The following is a 16,312-nucleotide window of genomic DNA, read 5'->3' on the forward strand; positions in this document are numbered from 1 at the left end:
CGCAGGTCGGGACGGACTGTCAGTGGGATGGTGCAAGGTGGTCACCAGATCCGAACCGGCCGAGCTGGAGGGGGACTCCCAGCCATGTCCGTCACCGCCGACAACACGTCCGCCACACCGGGCGGGACCCACTCCGCGCCCGCTAACACGGCAGGTACGGGAGAGCCCCTGCGGCCGCACGCCGAGGACGCCTTCGCCGACGAACTCACCGCGCTCGCGGCCCACGACGACCGCCCGCGCCCGCCCCGCTGGAAGCTGTCGCCGTGGGCGGTCGCCACCTACCTCCTCGGCGGCACCCTGCCGGACGGCACGGTGATCACCCCCAAGTACGTGGGCCCCCGCCGCATCGTCGAGGTCGCCGTCAGCACGCTCGCCACCGACCGCGCCCTGCTGCTGCTCGGCGTCCCCGGCACGGCCAAGACCTGGGTGTCCGAGCACCTGGCCGCCGCGGTCAGCGGCGACTCCACCCTCCTCGTGCAGGGCACGGCCGGCACCCCGGAGGAGGCCATCCGCTACGGCTGGAACTACGCCCAGCTGCTGGCCAACGGCCCCAGCCGGGACGCCCTCGTGCCCAGCCCCGTCATGCGGGCCATGGCGGAGGGCATGACGGCCCGCGTCGAGGAGCTGACCCGCATCCCCGCCGACGTGCAGGACACCCTCATCACCATCCTGTCGGAGAAGACGCTGCCGATACCGGAGCTCGGCCAGGAGGTGCAGGCGGTCCGCGGCTTCACCCTCATCGCCACCGCCAACGACCGCGACCGCGGCGTCAACGAGCTGTCGAGCGCCCTGCGCCGCCGGTTCAACACGGTCGTGCTGCCGCTCCCGGCGAGCGTGGAGGCCGAGGTCGACATCGTCTCCCGCCGCGTCGACCAGATCGGACGCTCCCTGGACCTGCCCGCCGTGCCCGACGGCATCGACGAGATCCGCCGGGTGGTGACCGTCTTCCGGGAGCTGCGCGACGGCATCACCGCCGACGGGCGCACCAAGGTCAAGTCGCCCAGCGGCACGCTTTCCACGGCCGAGGCGATCTCCGTGGTGACGGGTGGGCTGGCCCTGGCGGCGCACTTCGGCGACGGCGTCCTGCGGCCCGGCGACGTCGCGGCCGGCATCCTCGGTGCGGTCGTGCGCGACCCGGCCGCCGACCGGGTCGTCTGGCAGGAGTACCTGGAAGCGGTGGTCCGCGAGCGCGAGGGCTGGACCGACTTCTACCGCGCCTGCCGGGACGTGAGCGGGTGAGCGGGGACGCGCCCCGGGGCGGTGGCGGCGCGGCCGAGGAGGGCCCCCTGCTGCTGGGCGTACGGCACCACGGGCCGGGGTCGGCCCGGGCCGTGCGGGCGGCTCTGGAGGCGGCACGGCCGCGCGTCGTGCTGATCGAGGGGCCGCCCGAGGCCGACGCGTTGGTCCCGCTCGCCGCCGACGAGGGGATGCGCCCGCCGGTCGCCCTGCTCGCCCATGCCGTCGACGAGCCCGGCCGCTCGGCGTTCTGGCCGCTGGCCGAGTTCTCCCCCGAGTGGGTCGCGATCCACTGGGCCTTGGAGCACGGCGTCCCCGCCCGTTTCATCGACCTGCCCGCCACCCACACGCTGGCCTGGGAGAAGGAGAAGGAGAAGGAGAAGGAGAACGAGGAGGCCCCGAGCGACGGCGACGCAGACCAGGACGCCGCCGCTGACGGGGCGCCGCACGCGGTCGTGCGGCTCGATCCGCTCCGGGCGCTGGCCGAGGCCGCCGGGTACGACGACCCCGAGCGGTGGTGGGAGGACGTCGTCGAGCACCGGGGGGTGGGGGACGGCGACCCGTTCGCGCCGTTCGCCGCGCTGGAGGAGGCGATGGGGGCGCTCCGCGAGACCTACGGCGACGGGGGCCACGAGCGGGACGCCGTACGCGAGGCGTACATGCGGCTCCAGGCGCGGGCGGCGGGGCGGGAGGTCGGGGACGACGGGGTGGCCGTGGTGTGCGGGGCGTGGCACGTGCCGGCGCTGCGGCGGCGGGCGTCCGTCGCCGCCGACCGGGCCCTGCTCAAGGGGCTGCCCAAGATCAAGGCGGACCTGACCTGGGTGCCGTGGACGCACCGGCGACTGGCGCGGGCGAGCGGGTACGGCGCGGGGATCGACTCGCCCGGCTGGTACGGGCACCTGTTCGGCGCGCCGGACCGGCCCGTGGAGCGGTGGATGACCAAGGTGGCCGGGCTGCTGCGGGAGGAGGACCGCCTCGTCTCCTCGGCGCACGTCATCGAGGCGGTCCGGCTGGCGGAGGCGCTCGCGGTGCTGCGCGGCCGCCCGCTGCCCGGGCTGGGCGAGACGACCGACGCGGTGCGGGCGGTGATGTGCGACGGCTCGGACGTGCCGCTGGCGCTGGTCCGGGACCGGCTGGTCGTCGGGGACGTGCTCGGGGAAGTGCCGGCGAGCGCGCCCGCGGTGCCGTTGCAGCGGGACCTCGACCGGCAGCAGCGGCGGCTGCGGTTCAAGCCTGAGGCACGCGAGCGGGAGGTGGAGCTGGACCTGCGCAAGGAGACCGACGCCGAGCGCAGCAGGCTCCTGCACCGGCTGGGGCTGCTCGGCGTGGCGTGGGGCGAGCGGATCGTGTCGCGGGGGAGCACGGGGACGTTCCGGGAGACCTGGCGGCTGCGGTGGGAGCCGGAGCTGTCGGTGCGGGTCGCCGAGGCGGGCATGTGGGGCACGACGGTGCTCGCGGCGGCCACCGCCAGGGCCGAGGCGGACGCGGTCGCCGCGCCGGGGCTCGCCGAGGTCACGGGCCTCGCCGAGAGCTGTCTCCTGGCCGGCCTGTCGGACGCGCTCCCGGCGGTCATGCGGGTCCTCGCCGACCGGGCGGCCCTGGACACCGACGTCGGGCACCTCGCCCAGGCCCTGCCGGCGCTCGTCCGGTCGCTGCGCTACGGCGACGTGCGCGGCACGGACACCGCGGCACTGGCGGAGGTCGCGGCGGGCCTGGCGGAGCGGGTGTTCGTCGGACTGCCTCCGGCGTGTGCGGGGCTCGACGCCGACGCCGCGGAGGAGATGCGGCGGCACGTGGACGCGGTGCACGGGGCGGTGGGGCTGCTGGGGGACGGCCCCGCGCCGCGCCACACGGACCTGCGCGGCCGTTGGCGGTCGGTGCTGCGGGTGCTGTCCGGGCGGGACCGCGTGCCCGGGGGGATACGGGGGCGGGCGGTACGCCTGCTGCTGGACGGGGGTGAGGTGGACGCCGACGAGGCGGCCCGGCTCATGGGGCTCGCCCTGTCGGTGGGGACACCGCCGGCGGACGCGGCCGCGTGGATCGAGGGGTTCGTCGGGGGCGGTGCCGGGGGCGGGATGCTGCTGGTCCACGACGAACGGCTGCTGGCGCTGGTCGACGGCTGGCTGACGGGCGTGTCGGCGGAGGCGTTCACGGACGTCCTGCCGTTGCTGCGGCGGACGTTCTCCGCGTATGAACCCGGCGTGCGCCGGACGCTGGGCGAGCTGGTGCGCCGCGGACCGGGGGAGCGGGCGGGCGTCACCGGCATCGGGGCGGGGGTCGCCGGTTTCGCGGCCGAGCCGGACACCGCGCGGGCGGCCGCCGTGCTCCCCGTGGTGCGGCTGCTGCTCGGCACGGACCCGGCGGAGAAGGAAGCGGAGCGGCAGCGGGACGGCCTGGCGGGGGCGGGGAGATGACGGACGAGGCGGGGAGCGGGAGCGAGTACGGCGAGGGGGCCGGGGTGACGGACGGCGGGGCGGCCGAGCGGCTGCGGCGGTGGCGGCTGGTGCTCGGGGGAGACACGGCCGACGGCACCGGGCACGGGCTGTCCGGGCAGGACGCGGCGATGGACCAGACGCTCTCCGCGCTGTACGGCAGGGACGACAAGGGGCAGGCGGGACGGGACCGTTCGGCGGGGCTCGGGGCGTCCGCGCCGTCGGTGGCGCGCTGGCTGGGCGACGTCCGGACGTACTTCCCCGCCTCCGTCGTCCAGGTCATGCAGCGGGACGCCATCGACCGGCTCGGGCTGTCGACGCTGCTGCTGGAGCCGGAGATGCTGGAGGCGGTGGAGGCCGACGTGCACCTCGTCGGCACGCTGCTCTCGCTCAACAAGGCGATGCCGGAGACCACCAGGGAGACGGCACGGGCCGTGGTGCGCAAGGTGGTCGACGACCTGGAGAAGCGGCTCGCGAGCCGCACGCGCGCCACCCTCACCGGCGCCCTCGACCGCAGTGCGCGCGTCAGCAGACCGCGCCACCACGACATCGACTGGAACCGCACGATCGCCGCCAACCTCAAGCACTACCTGCCCGAACACGGCACCGTCGTGCCGGAGCGGCTCGTCGGGTACGGGAGGGCGGCGCGGTCGGTGCGCAAGGACGTGGTCCTGTGCATCGACCAGTCGGGGTCGATGGCGGCGTCGGTGGTGTACGCGTCGGTGTTCGGGGCGGTGCTCGCCTCGATGCGGTCGCTCACCACGCGGCTGGTCGCGTTCGACACCTCCGTCGTCGACCTCACGGACCAGCTCGACGACCCCGTGGACGTCCTGTTCGGCACCCAGCTGGGCGGCGGTACGGACATCAACCGGGCGCTCGCCTACTGCCAGGCCCGCATCACCCGGCCCGCGGACACGGTGGTCGTGCTGATCAGCGACCTGTACGAGGGCGGCATACGGCAGGAGATGCTGAAGCGGGTGGCGGCGATGAAGGCGTCGGGGGTGCAGTTCGTGGCGTTGCTCGCGCTGTCGGACGAGGGCGCGCCGGCCTACGACCGGGAGCACGCGGCGGCCCTGGCGGCGCTCGGGGCACCGGCGTTCGCCTGTACGCCCGACCTGTTCCCGGAGGTGATGGCGGCGGCGATCGAGAAGCGGCCGCTGCCGATACCGGACGGCGCCTGAGGCGGGCCCGGCGGCTGACGACTTGTCGACCTGTTCCCGCCAGCAAAACGGGACATGCCTACCCATCGGTAACGGGGGGCTTGCGCGAGCGTGGGACGTGCGTGCGAGGATCGGTGCCTCTCGACGCCCCGCAGGGCCCCGGCCCGTGCCCCTCGGGGCACCGGCCGTGCCCTGACCGCTCGTCAGGACACCGACCCGTACCGCCGCAACGGAGGCCCGTCCGTCTTGCTCCGGCCCACGGCTCCGCCCCGAGCCGCCGCTCTGCGCGTCGCGCGCACGGCGGTGGGCAGGCATGCGCTGCGGGTGCTGCTGCTGGTGGGCGGGCTGTTCGCGCTGGGCCTCCTCTTCGGCGGGCAGGCGCAGGCCGCGGAGGGTCCGCAGGACACCGGGTCGCGGCCGGTCGCTGAACCCGCCCCGAACGGGGCGGACCCCGCCGGGGAGACCGCCTCGCCGACGGACCCGGCCGCCGCGGGGACCACCCCTCCCACCGGGCAGGTCGTGCGGATCGTGGGGGAGGGCGTCGCACGTCCCGTCGGGCATGTGGTGCGGTCGGTGGCCGAGGGACTGGGACGGGTGCAGGCGCAGCTACCGCCGGTGTCCTCGTCGCCCTCGCTCCCGACCCTGCCCTCGCTCCCCGCGTTGCCCACGCTCCCGTCGCTTCCGTCGCTCCCCTGGCTCCCGTCCGTGCCGTCGGAGCCGACCCTGCCGAAGCTTCCCCAGCTGCCCGGCCTGCCGGGTGTGCCCGGGCCGTCCGACGGGTCCGACGGATCCGGCGGGTCCGAGCCGCCGGTGACCACGCTGCCCGCGCCGGTCGACGAGCTGCCGCAGCAGGGCGCCACCCCGGTGACGCCGGCGCCGCACGCGCCGGAACAGGGGCGGGCCGCTGCGGCCACGCAAACGACCACGCCTGTCGATCCTGCCCATGCCCCTACCCGTGCCCAAGGGACCTCCTACGGCCCCTGGGACGCACCGCGTCAGAGCGCCGACGACAGGCCGGCGCACGGCGTCGCCCACCACGGCGGCGCGCGGCCGAGCCCGCCGGCTCCCGCGCAGCACGCCCCGGGCAGCGGCCACCCCGACGGCGTGCTGGGCAACGCGCCCGCGATGGACAACGGCGCGCCGCGGCACGGTGACGCGCACGCCGTGACCCCGCACCACCCGGTGACGCTGCGGCTCCTGGCCGGCGGTGCCGTGGGTGCGGAGGCGACCGAGACCCGGGACAGGTACCGGGACATTCCCGTTTTCCCCGCTTAGGGAAGACCTTCCCGCCCGTCCGCACCCCCTGTGCCCGGACGGGTGGTTCCCCGGAATGTCCCCCAGCCTTCCGATGTCTCGGAATCCCCTAAGGATGCGACGCGCGCATGACCACGAACACCCACCGTTCCCTCATGACGGCCGCCGGAGCCACCGGCCCCGCCCCCGCCGTACGGACCCCCAGGGGTCGGGCCGCCCAGGCCATCCAGGGCGCCCGTGCGGCGCGGGCCGCGCGGGCCACGGAGAAGGCACGCGCCACGGCCCGGGCCCACGCCATGGCCCTGCAGGAGCGGGCGGCCGCCCTGCTCGCCGACACGACCCCCGCCCAGGGCCGGCGCGACGCCGCCCACCTGTTCGGTGAGAACTCCACCCACTTCGTCGGCGAGAACCCCATCCACCTGTTCGGTGAGAACTCCACCCACTTCGTCGGCGAGAACCCCATCCACCTGTTCGGTGAAAACCCCACCGGCACCGCGCCCACCACCCCGTACGGGAGCTGACCCCCCACACCCCCACACCCCCACACCCCCACACCCCCACACCCCCACACCCCCACACCCCCCAAGCTCCGCCGCATCCGCCGCCCGGACGGCCGAAAGCCGTCGGACCCGTTCGGGCGGCGGGGCGGGGAGGAGGCGGGTCGCCCTCATGGGGTGAGGCGACGACCCGCCGACCGCAGCCCTCCGGGGCTGCCCCGGGTCCCACCGGGCCGACCCCAGCCCGGTGGGACCCGAGTCGACTCCGCGCCGCGGAACGACCCCCGACCCGTGCCGCGCGACCCCACCCGCCACCTCACCTCCGGCACCCCGTGCCAGAGAGGGCGGCATCATGTGACAGGTATCACCGCTCAGGTGTGACTCGCGATTTAGGGGGCCCCCGGAAGCAGCGATAACCTGCGAGACGGACATGCCGCGCGCTCGGACACCGTGTGCGCATCCCTTGTGACACATGCGGACGTCGTCACGTTGCCCTTCGCGGCACGCCCACGCATCCAACGAACCGCGAGATCACTGATAGGGACGGAAGCGCGTGGACCTGTTCGAGTACCAGGCGAGGGACCTCTTCGCCAAGCACGATGTACCGGTGCTGGCCGGTGAAGTCATCGACACGCCTGAGGCGGCGCGCGAGATCACCGAGCGTCTGGGCGGCAAGTCCGTCGTCAAGGCGCAGGTGAAGGTCGGTGGTCGTGGCAAGGCCGGTGGCGTCAAGCTGGCCGCTTCCCCGGACGAGGCCGTCGCCCGCGCGACGGACATCCTCGGCATGGACATCAAGGGCCACACGGTCCACAAGGTGATGATCGCCGAGACCGCTCCGGAGATCGTCGAGGAGTACTACGTCTCCTTCCTCCTCGACCGTGCGAACCGCACCTTCCTCTCCATCGCCTCCGTCGAGGGCGGCATGGAGATCGAGGAGGTGGCGGCCACCCGTCCGGACGCCGTCGCCAAGACGCCGATCGACGCGATCGACGGTGTGGACGAGGCCAAGGCCCGCGAGATCGTCGCGGCCGCCAAGTTCCCGGCCGAGGTCGCGGACAAGGTCGCGCACGTCCTCGTCAAGCTGTGGGACACCTTCATCAAGTCGGACGCCCTCCTCGTCGAGGTCAACCCGCTGGCGAAGGTCGCCTCCGGCGACGTCATCGCCCTGGACGGCAAGGTGTCGCTCGACGACAACGCCGAGTTCCGTCACCCCGAGTACGAGGAGCTCCACGACAAGGCCGCGGCCAACCCGCTCGAGGCCGCCGCCAAGGAGAAGAACCTCAACTACGTCAAGCTCGAGGGCGAGGTCGGCATCATCGGCAACGGCGCCGGTCTCGTCATGAGCACCCTGGACGTCGTCGCGTACGCCGGTGAGAAGCACGGCGGCGTCAAGCCCGCCAACTTCCTGGACATCGGCGGCGGCGCCTCCGCCCAGGTGATGGCGAACGGCCTGGAGATCATCCTGGGCGACCCGGACGTGAAGTCCGTCTTCGTGAACGTCTTCGGTGGCATCACCGCCTGCGACGAGGTCGCCAACGGCATCGTGCAGGCCCTGAAGCTCCTGGAGGACCGCGGCGAGAAGGTCGAGAAGCCGCTCGTCGTCCGCCTCGACGGCAACAACGCCGAGCTGGGCCGGAAGATCCTCACGGACGCCGACCACCCGCTGGTGCAGCGCGTCGACACCATGGACGGCGCGGCCGACAAGGCCGCCGAGCTGGCCGCCGCCAAGTAAGCACGAGGACGAGGACTCACACCACCATGGCTATCTGGCTCAACAAGGACAGCAAGGTCATCGTCCAGGGCATGACCGGCGCCACCGGCATGAAGCACACCAAGCTCATGCTCGGTGACGGCACGAACGTCGTGGGCGGCGTCAACCCGCGCAAGGCGGGTCAGACCGTGGACTTCGACGGCACCGAGGTACCCGTCTTCGGGACCGTCAAGGAGGCCATCGAGAAGACCGGCGCCGACGTCTCCGTCATCTTCGTGCCGGAGAAGTTCACCAAGGACGCGGTCGTCGAGGCCATCGACGCCGAGATCCCGCTGGCCGTCGTGATCACCGAGGGCATCGCCGTGCACGACACGGCTTCCTTCTGGTCGTACGCCGGCAAGAAGGGCAACAAGACCCGGATCATCGGCCCGAACTGCCCCGGCATCATCACCCCGGGCCAGTCGAACGTCGGCATCATCCCGGGCGACATCACCAAGCCGGGCCGCATCGGCCTGGTGTCGAAGTCCGGCACGCTGACGTACCAGATGATGTACGAGCTGCGGGACATCGGCTTCTCCACCGCCGTCGGCATCGGTGGCGACCCGATCATCGGCACCACGCACATCGACGCCCTGGCCGCCTTCCAGGACGACCCCGACACCGACCTGATCGTGATGATCGGTGAGATCGGCGGCGACGCCGAGGAGCGGGCCGCGGCCTTCATCAAGGAGAACGTGACCAAGCCGGTCGTCGGCTACGTCGCGGGCTTCACCGCGCCCGAGGGCAAGACCATGGGCCACGCCGGCGCCATCGTCTCCGGCTCCTCCGGCACCGCCCAGGCCAAGAAGGAGGCCCTCGAGGCCGCCGGCGTCAAGGTCGGCAAGACGCCGACCGAGACGGCGAAGCTGGCCCGGGAGATCCTGAGCGCCTGACGTCACGCGTGACGACAGGCCGGCAACCGGCAGCAGGAAGGGTCCGCGTCCCCCGGGACGCGGACCCTTCCGCGTCCCGGGACCGCCTCACCGCGCCTCCGGCAGCAGCCTCTCCGGCCCGTGGACCGTCTGCGCGCGCAGCTTCGCGCGCAGCTCCAGCTCCGTGTCCGAGAGCGTGCCCGGGGCCGGTTTGGGCGGGACCCCGCGCACCGTCTCCCCGGCCGGCACCGGGGCCTCGTACTTCGTGGGAGCCGTCCGCAGGGTCAGCGCCGTCGCGCCGATGACGGCGAGCGTGAAGGCGACCGCCGCGCGGGTCCAGAACCGGGCGCGGCGCTCACTGCCCAGGCGCACGGCCGGCGGCTTCGCGGCCCGCAGCCGCTCCGCCGAGGCCACCTCCGTCAGCCGCCGGTGCAGTGCGGCGGGGTCGGCGAGGTCGGGCAGCAGCGCGGCGATCTCCGCGCGCCCGTTCAGCAGGCGGTGGGCCGCTGCCGGGGTGCTCGCCTCCGTCTCCGCCGCCGTCTCCGGCAGGTCCAGGCCGACGCCGTCGTAGAGGAGCACCGTGCGGCGGTACGTCGGGGGCAGCGTCAGGAACGCCTCGAGCAGCGCGCGGTCGGGCGGTGCGGCGGGCGGGGGTTCGGGGTGCCGGTGGCGGGGGCGCAGCCGGTGCCAGGGGGAGAGGGCGTACTCGTGGGCCGCGGCCCGCACCCAGCCCGGCGGATCGGGGTCGCGGGCCACCTCGGGCCAGCGCTCCCAGGCGTACTGGAAGGCCCGCTCGACGGATTCACGGGCGAGTTCCCGGCGGCCGGTGAGCAGGAAGGTCTGCCGTACGAGGGCGGGGGCGCAGAGCGCGTAGAGCGCGTCGAAGGCCTGAGCGGGCGTCAGGGAGGCCGCCCCGCACGGGCCTCGGCGCTCCTCGGGGGCGGGGAGCGGGGTGGCGGAACTCTGGGTCACCGGGCACCCTCTCGTACGAAAAAGTACATAAACATATATTGAGCGACACAACGGGCTTCGTCGGGTACGCGGGAAAAGCGCGTGTCGTTGGGAGCATGACGGGCGTGATCCCGATGACCGCTCGCCGTTCCTCCCCGCGCCGACCGTCCTCCTCGCAGCTGCTCACCCGGGTGCGCGACCGTTCGCCCGGCCTGGCCGCCGGTCTGGTGGGCGGGGCGGTCGCGGCCGGGCTGGGGCTCGGCGCGCTCACCGTGCTGGTGATGGTGCTGTGGATCAGCTCGCCCTACCCCGACAGCGGGCCGGGAGGCGCGCTGCACGTCGCCGCCGCGCTGTGGCTCCTGGCCCACGGGGTCGAACTGGTCCGCGCCGACACCCTCTCCGGCGTCCCCGCCCCGGTCGGCGTCACTCCACTGCTGCTCTCCGTGGTGCCCGTGTGGCTGGTCCACCGGGCGGCGCGCGACGCCGTGGACGCCGACGAGGACGGCGTCGTCCCACCGGTGAGCGCCCGTACGGCGTGGGCGGGCGTCGTCCTCGGCTACCTGACCGTCGGCGCCGGCACCGCCCTGTACGCGGCGGGCGGATCGCTGCGGCCCTCCTGGGCCTGGACCGTGCTCGGCCTGCCCACGGTCGTCGCGCTCTCGGCCGGCACGGGCGTGTGGACGGCGTACGGCCGTCCCCGCGGGCCCGTCGACCGGCTGCTGCGGCTGCTGCCGCCCGGGGCCCGGCGGGTGCTGCTCGGCCCGCGGGGGCGGGAGAAGTTCCTGGTGGCCGTGCGGGCGGCCGGGGCCGCGGTGGCGGTGTCCGTCGGGGGCGGGGCCGGGCTGGTCGCCGTGTCGTCGGTGTGGCACGGGGACGTGGCCCGGGAGGCGTTCCTGCGGCTGACCGAGGGGTGGTCCGGGCGGTGCGCGGTGCTGCTGCTGTGCGTGACGCTGGTGCCCAACGCGGCGGTGTGGGGGGCGGCGTACGCGCTCGGGCCGGGGTTCGCGCTGGGCGCCGGGCACGGGGTGGGGCCGTGGGTGTCCGACCCGGCGCCGATGCTGCCGCCGTTCCCGCTGCTGGCGGCCGTGCCGGACGCCGGGGCCGGGACCCCGTGGAACTGGGCGGCCGGGGTGGTGCCCCTGGCGGCCGGGGTGACGATGGGGTGGTTCGTGGGGCGGGGCGGGATGCGGTGGTCCGTGCGGCGGACCGCGGTGATCGCCGGGCTGGCCGCGGCGGTGTGCGCGGCGGTGCTGGCGGTGGCGGCGGGGATGGCCGGCGGCCCGCTGGGCGTGGGGGTGCTGGCGCGGTTCGGGCCCGTGTGGTGGCAGGTCGGGGGCGCGGCGCTGGCCTGGGGCGTGGGGGTGGCGGTGCCGGTGGCGGTGGTGGTCCGGGTGTGCGGCGGGTGGGTCGCGCGGTGGCGGACGGCGGCGGCCACCAAGGCCGTGACCAAGGCCGCGGCCAAGGCCGCCGAGGAGGCTTCCAGGGCGCTCTCCCTGGCAGAGGCCAGGGCGACGGCTTCCCGAACGACGACGGCTTTCCGAACGACGGAGGCTTCCAGGGCGACGCCGCAGAAGGCGGCCCCTCCGAAGGCGACCGAGCCCTCCAAGGCGACGGCCGCCAAGTCCTCCACCCCGGCCAAACCTGCCAAACCGGCCAAGCCGTCCAAGCTGTCGGGCCCCTCCAAGTCCCCCAGGACACCCGTGGTGGCCCCCAGGGACGGCGTGACCCTCCGGAAGAAGACGGTGACCCCCGTGGCCCCCGAAGCGACCGCGCCCCCGAGCCCGCGGCCCGTGCCGCACCCGAAGGAGTCCGAGGCCTACGACCTGCTCCCGGCGGACGAGCCGGTGGAGGACGTCTGGCGGGACGAGGCGCTGCGGGCACGGTGGGACGCGCTGCGGGACGAGCTGAGGCAACGCACCCCGGAACCAGAGGCCCCGGCGAACACCGAGCCGGAACCTCCCACAGTGAAAGCCGAAGCCGAAGCCGAAGCCGAACCCCCCGCGCCCCCGTCCCCCCAGGACCGGGGCACGTCCTGACCGTCCTCCCGCCCCGCTACCCGTTCGTCCCCAGCACGCCCCGCAGTTCCTTCGGCAGCAGGTCGCTGCAGGACTGCCTCGCCTCGTGGGTCAGGGCGTCCTTCGTGCACGTGTAGTAGTCCTGGTACACCAGCTGGGCCGTGAAGCCCACCGCGACCAGGGCCAGCGCGAGGGACGCCGTGACCAGGCCGGTGATCGCCGCCGTGGTCTTCGGGCGGCCGGGCGGCTCGGGCGCGGCCGGGGTCTCCGGGTCCGGGGTGCGGGGCTTGGCGCGCAGGGCGCTGATGCCCCAGTACAGGGCGAGCGCGCCCAGCAGCAGGGCGACGTAGGGCCAGCCGAACAGGGCGAAGAAGAAGCCCCACATGCCGCTGAGCAGGGCGTAGCGCGCCCGGCGCTGGGCGGGGTCCATGGGGTCCCAGCGCGGGCCGGGTGCGCCGGCGCCGGCCGGGCCCTCGGGGCCGCTGCCGGGACGCTCGCCGAAGCCGCCGGAGGAGCGGCCGGGCTGGCGGTCGCTCCACTGGCTGCCCCACGGGGCGCCGGCCGGACCGTGCCCGGAGGGGTCCTGCCCGGTCGCCGGGGGGTGGCCCTGGTCGTCGTCGGAGCCCTGGGCGGGGCGACGGGGCTGCCAGGGGCGGTCGGGGGTGCCCTCGGGCGGCGGCGCGAAGGGGTTGTCCTCGTCGGCCCCGTGGTCCCTGCCGGGCCGGTCCCCGCCCCCGCGGTGCTCGTCGGAAGCGCCGGGTGCGTCGGGGGGTGACGTCGGACGCTCCCGCAGCAGCGCCGGGACGCGCTCCCCTCCCTGGGCGGGGTGCGGGGGGAACGTGAGGGGTCGCAGGCTGCGGTCCGGCATCAAAAGGCGTCTTCCCCTAGGTGACCAATAGGTGACCGAAGAATTGCTGTCTTCGTGAGCGTTCACCCGGGGAACGTGCCGTGCCTCCACGGCGTTCCCGGGACCGCTCCCGCAGACGCTACCTTCCGGCCACGCCCCCGTCCCACGGGGGCCGTCCGGAGTGCCGGTATCGTTGCTGACGGTCGGCCGCTTCGTAGACTTCCCCGTATCCGGGGGCGCGAAGCATTCGTACGACCGTACAAAGCGGCCGTACGCACGCCGACCGCGCCACCGCTTCCCCGAGAAAGGGCCCCACCGTGGCCGCCAAGCCCGTGGCCAAGCGCCTCGTCGTCCTGGTCTCCGGATCAGGCACCAACCTGCAGGCGCTGCTCGACGAGATCGAGCGCACCGGAGCCGAGTCGTACGGAGCGCGGGTCGTCGCCGTCGGGGCGGACCGGGACGGCATCGAGGGGCTGGCCCGCGCCGAGCGCGCCGGGCTGCCCACCTTCGTGTGCCGGGTCAAGGACCACGACAGCCGCGAGGCGTGGGACGCCGCGCTCGCGGAGGCCGTCGGCGCGCACGAGCCGGACCTGGTGGTGTCCGCCGGGTTCATGAAGATCGTGGGCAAGGAGTTCCTCGCGCGGTTCGGCGGGCGGTTCGTGAACACCCACCCCGCGCTGCTGCCCAGTTTTCCCGGCGCCCACGGCGTCCGTGACGCGCTCGCGTACGGCGCCAGGGTCACCGGCTGCACCGTCCACTTCGTCGACGACGGCGTCGACACCGGGCCGATCATCGCGCAGGGCGTGGTGGAGGTCCGGGACGAGGACGACGAGAGCGCTCTGCACGAGCGCATCAAGGACGTCGAGCGAAGGCTGCTCGTCGAGGTCGTGGGGCGGCTCGCCCGCAACGGCTATCGCATTGAGGGACGAAAGGTAGTTATCCAGTGACCGCCGAGAGCAACAAGCGGGCCATTCGTCGCGCGCTCGTCAGCGTCTACGACAAGACTGGCCTGGAGGAGCTGGCCCGCGGGCTGCACGAGGCCGGCGTGGAGCTGGTCTCCACCGGGTCGACGGCCGGCCGTATCGCCGCCGCCGGTGTCCCCGTTACCAAGGTCGAGGAGCTGACCGGCTTCCCCGAGTGCCTGGACGGCCGGGTCAAGACCCTGCACCCGAAGGTGCACGCCGGCATCCTCGCCGACCTGCGCCTGGACAGCCACCGCGAGCAGCTCGCCGAGCTGGGCGTGGAGCCGTTCGACCTCGTCGTGGTCAACCTCTACCCGTTCCGCGAGACCGTCGCCTCCGGCGCCACCCCGGACGAGTGCGTGGAGCAGATCGACATCGGCGGCCCGTCGATGGTCCGCGCCGCCGCCAAGAACCACCCCTCCGTCGCCGTGGTCACCAGCCCCGGCCGGTACGCCGACGTCCTCGCGGCCGTCAAGGACGGCGGCTTCGACCTCGCCGCCCGCAAGCGCCTGGCCGCCGAGGCGTTCCGGCACACGGCGGAGTACGACATCGCCGTCTCCTCCTGGTTCGCGTCCTCCTACGCCCCCGCCGACGACTCGCAGTTCCCCGAGTTCGTCGCCTCCTCGCTGCAGCGCGCGCACACCCTGCGCTACGGCGAGAACCCGCACCAGCCCGCCGCCCTCTACACCTCCGGCGAGGGCGGGCTCGCGGCCGCCGAGCAGCTGCACGGCAAGGAGATGTCGTACAACAACTACACGGACACGGACGCCGCCCGCCGTGCCGCGTACGACCACGCCGAGCCCTGCGTCGCGATCATCAAGCACGCCAACCCCTGTGGCATCGCGGTCGGTTCGGACGTCGCCGAGGCGCACCGCAAGGCGCACGCGTGCGACCCGCTGTCCGCGTTCGGCGGGGTCATCGCCGTCAACCGGCCGGTCAGCAAGGAGATGGCGGAGCAGGTCGCGGAGATCTTCACCGAGGTCATCGTCGCCCCGGACTACGAGGAGGGGGCCCTGGAGGCCCTCACCAAGAAGAAGAACATCCGGGTGCTGCGCTGTCCCGACGGCCCGGCCCGCCCGGTCGAGGTCAAGCCGATCGACGGCGGTGCGCTGCTCCAGGTCGCCGACCGGCTCCAGGCCGAGGGCGACGACCCGGCCCACTGGACGCTGGCGTCCGGCGAGGCCCTGTCCCCCGAGGAGCTCCAGCAGCTCGCCTTCGCCTGGAAGGCCTGCCGCGCGGTGAAGTCCAACGCGATCCTGCTCGCCAAGGACGGCGCCTCGGTCGGCGTCGGCATGGGCCAGGTCAACCGCGTCGACTCCTGCAAGCTGGCCGTCGAGCGGGCCGGTGAGGAGCGCGCCCGGGGTGCCTATGCGGCCTCCGACGCGTTCTTCCCCTTTCCCGACGGCCCGCAGATCCTGATCGGCGCCGGGGTGCGGGCCATCGTCCAGCCGGGCGGCTCGATCCGGGACGAGCAGGTCGTGGAGGCCGCCAAGGAGGCGGGCGTGACGATGTACTTCACGGGGACGCGGCACTTCTTCCACTGAGCCGCTGAGCCGCTGAGCGCTGAGCCGTGCCCGGCCGAGCCCCTGAGCGCATGAGAGGGCCCGCCGACCGTTCCTCCGGTCGGCGGGCCCTCTCATGTGGTGCGGTGCTGCCGGGCGCCGGTCACTGGGCGCGGACCACCAGGGTCGAGCACATCTTGTCGGCGAACGTCTGCTTCTTGTCGTCCCACAGCGGCCACAGGTAGCCGAGGTAGCAGGGCAGGCCGTCGACGATGTGCGCCAGGCGGCGGACGAAGGCCATGCCGAAGCCCAGCGTGCTGCCGTCGGCCTCGCGCAGCACGCGCGTGCCGACGACCTTCTTGCCGGTGGACTGGCCGGTCTTGCCCTCCAGGTACAGCTGGTAGAAGCCCATGCCGATGGCGTACAGGACGCCGATCAGCGTGATGATGCCCCCGCCCGCCGAGTCGCTGCCCATGGCGGCCGCGATGCCGATGAGCGCGTACATCGGGCCGGCGATGATCAGGCCGTCGAGCAGGAACGAGCCGACCCGCAGGCCCCAGTGGGCGAGCTCGGGGCGGGCGCCGTAGCCCGGCTGCTGCGGGTAGCCGTAGCCCTGCTGCGGATAACCGGGCTGCTGCTGGGGGTAGCCGTAGCCCTGCTGCGGCGGGATGCCCTGCGGGGCCTGCGGGTAGGCCGGGTAACCGGGCTGCTGGGGGTTCTGCGGCTGCTCCCCGTAAGGGTTGCCGCCGGGCTGGCCGAAGCTCATGACTGTGTTTCCTCCGTTGCCTCTGGGGACGTCGCGGATGCCGCGGAGGAACGGGTGGGCGTGAGCGG

Annotated in this window: 13 protein-coding genes; 10 read left to right on the forward strand and 3 right to left on the reverse strand. The window is 74.2% G+C overall.

Annotated elements, in window-relative coordinates; translation table 11 throughout:
• Positions 1 to 84 precede the first annotated feature (84 nt).
• The 7 genes from E4U91_RS21155 to sucD all read left to right on the forward strand — a co-directional run bounded on the left by E4U91_RS21155 (position 85) and on the right by sucD (position 9,222).
• Positions 85 to 1,239: an ATP-binding protein gene (locus E4U91_RS21155; RefSeq protein ID WP_137308286.1), complete on the forward strand. Its 1,155-nt coding sequence runs from the start codon at positions 85 to 87 to the stop codon at positions 1,237 to 1,239.
• A complete protein-coding gene (locus E4U91_RS21160) occupies positions 1,236 to 3,650 on the forward strand; it encodes a DUF5682 family protein (RefSeq protein WP_168218141.1) in 2,415 nt (804 codons plus the stop codon). Before E4U91_RS21155 ends, E4U91_RS21160 begins: the two co-directional genes overlap by 4 nt.
• Positions 3,647 to 4,849, forward strand: a complete 1,203-nt coding sequence (locus E4U91_RS21165; RefSeq protein ID WP_174867836.1) for a VWA domain-containing protein — start codon at positions 3,647 to 3,649, stop codon at positions 4,847 to 4,849. Before E4U91_RS21160 ends, E4U91_RS21165 begins: the two co-directional genes overlap by 4 nt.
• A gap of 225 nt (positions 4,850 to 5,074) precedes the next feature.
• The gene (locus E4U91_RS21170; protein ID WP_137308287.1) at positions 5,075 to 6,103 is read left to right on the forward strand and encodes a hypothetical protein; all 1,029 of its coding nucleotides are present in this window, start codon (positions 5,075 to 5,077) and stop codon (positions 6,101 to 6,103) included.
• A 107-nt stretch (positions 6,104 to 6,210) separates the two neighbouring features.
• Entirely contained in the window at positions 6,211 to 6,603 is a 393-nt protein-coding gene (locus E4U91_RS21175; protein ID WP_137308288.1) for a hypothetical protein, read from the forward strand.
• Between the two features lie 529 nt (positions 6,604 to 7,132).
• Positions 7,133 to 8,311 (forward strand): ADP-forming succinate--CoA ligase subunit beta, encoded by a 1,179-nt coding sequence (gene sucC, locus E4U91_RS21180; protein WP_137308289.1) that lies wholly within the window; start codon positions 7,133 to 7,135, stop codon positions 8,309 to 8,311.
• Between the two features lie 26 nt (positions 8,312 to 8,337).
• The gene (sucD, locus tag E4U91_RS21185; RefSeq protein ID WP_137308290.1) at positions 8,338 to 9,222 is read left to right on the forward strand and encodes a succinate--CoA ligase subunit alpha; all 885 of its coding nucleotides are present in this window, start codon (positions 8,338 to 8,340) and stop codon (positions 9,220 to 9,222) included.
• An 87-nt stretch (positions 9,223 to 9,309) separates the two neighbouring features.
• Here sucD and E4U91_RS21190 read toward each other — a convergent pair whose 3' ends face one another.
• Complete coding sequence (locus E4U91_RS21190) at positions 9,310 to 10,173, reverse strand: RNA polymerase sigma factor (protein WP_241678646.1); 864 nt, start codon at positions 10,171 to 10,173, stop codon at positions 9,310 to 9,312.
• Positions 10,174 to 10,268: 95 nt separating this feature from the next.
• Between E4U91_RS21190 and E4U91_RS21195 the strand changes: the two genes are divergently transcribed.
• Positions 10,269 to 12,188 (forward strand): cell division protein PerM, encoded by a 1,920-nt coding sequence (locus E4U91_RS21195; protein WP_137308292.1) that lies wholly within the window; start codon positions 10,269 to 10,271, stop codon positions 12,186 to 12,188.
• Positions 12,189 to 12,204: 16 nt separating this feature from the next.
• Here E4U91_RS21195 and E4U91_RS21200 read toward each other — a convergent pair whose 3' ends face one another.
• Positions 12,205 to 13,035 carry a hypothetical protein gene (locus tag E4U91_RS21200; protein ID WP_137308293.1) on the reverse strand — a complete coding sequence of 277 codons (831 nt, stop codon included), beginning with the start codon at positions 13,033 to 13,035 and terminating at the stop codon, positions 12,205 to 12,207.
• A gap of 296 nt (positions 13,036 to 13,331) precedes the next feature.
• Between E4U91_RS21200 and purN the strand changes: the two genes are divergently transcribed.
• Together purN and purH are read left to right on the forward strand one after the other, a co-directional pair.
• Complete coding sequence (gene purN / locus E4U91_RS21205; protein WP_137308294.1) at positions 13,332 to 13,961, forward strand: phosphoribosylglycinamide formyltransferase; 630 nt, start codon at positions 13,332 to 13,334, stop codon at positions 13,959 to 13,961.
• Positions 13,958 to 15,520, forward strand: coding sequence for a bifunctional phosphoribosylaminoimidazolecarboxamide formyltransferase/IMP cyclohydrolase (gene purH, locus E4U91_RS21210; RefSeq protein WP_137308295.1), 1,563 nt, complete (start codon positions 13,958 to 13,960; stop codon positions 15,518 to 15,520). The genes purN and purH overlap by 4 nt, the downstream gene beginning before the upstream one ends.
• A gap of 121 nt (positions 15,521 to 15,641) precedes the next feature.
• On the opposite strand, the gene E4U91_RS21215 is transcribed toward purH, so the two are convergent.
• A complete protein-coding gene (locus E4U91_RS21215; protein WP_137308296.1) occupies positions 15,642 to 16,244 on the reverse strand; it encodes an RDD family protein in 603 nt (200 codons plus the stop codon).
• Between the last annotated feature and the right edge of the window lie 68 nt (positions 16,245 to 16,312).

The sequence above is a fragment of the Streptomyces lasalocidi genome, from assembly GCF_005280215.1.
In the GTDB taxonomy this organism is placed as follows: Bacteria; Actinomycetota; Actinomycetes; order Streptomycetales; family Streptomycetaceae; genus Streptomyces; species Streptomyces longwoodensis.

Excerpts from the sequence above, each read along its gene's own strand:
- E4U91_RS21155 (WP_137308286.1), top strand. The coding sequence starts at position 85 with ATGTCCGTCACCGCCGACAACACGTCCGCCACACCGGGCGGGACCCAC.
- E4U91_RS21165 (WP_174867836.1), top strand. The coding sequence starts at position 3,647 with ATGACGGACGAGGCGGGGAGCGGGAGCGAGTACGGCGAGGGGGCCGGG.
- E4U91_RS21175 (WP_137308288.1), top strand. The coding sequence starts at position 6,211 with ATGACCACGAACACCCACCGTTCCCTCATGACGGCCGCCGGAGCCACC.
- sucD (WP_137308290.1), top strand. The coding sequence starts at position 8,338 with ATGGCTATCTGGCTCAACAAGGACAGCAAGGTCATCGTCCAGGGCATG.
- E4U91_RS21195 (WP_137308292.1), top strand. The coding sequence starts at position 10,269 with ATGACGGGCGTGATCCCGATGACCGCTCGCCGTTCCTCCCCGCGCCGA.
- E4U91_RS21200 (WP_137308293.1), bottom strand. The coding sequence starts at position 13,035 with ATGCCGGACCGCAGCCTGCGACCCCTCACGTTCCCCCCGCACCCCGCC.
- E4U91_RS21215 (WP_137308296.1), bottom strand. The coding sequence starts at position 16,244 with ATGAGCTTCGGCCAGCCCGGCGGCAACCCTTACGGGGAGCAGCCGCAG.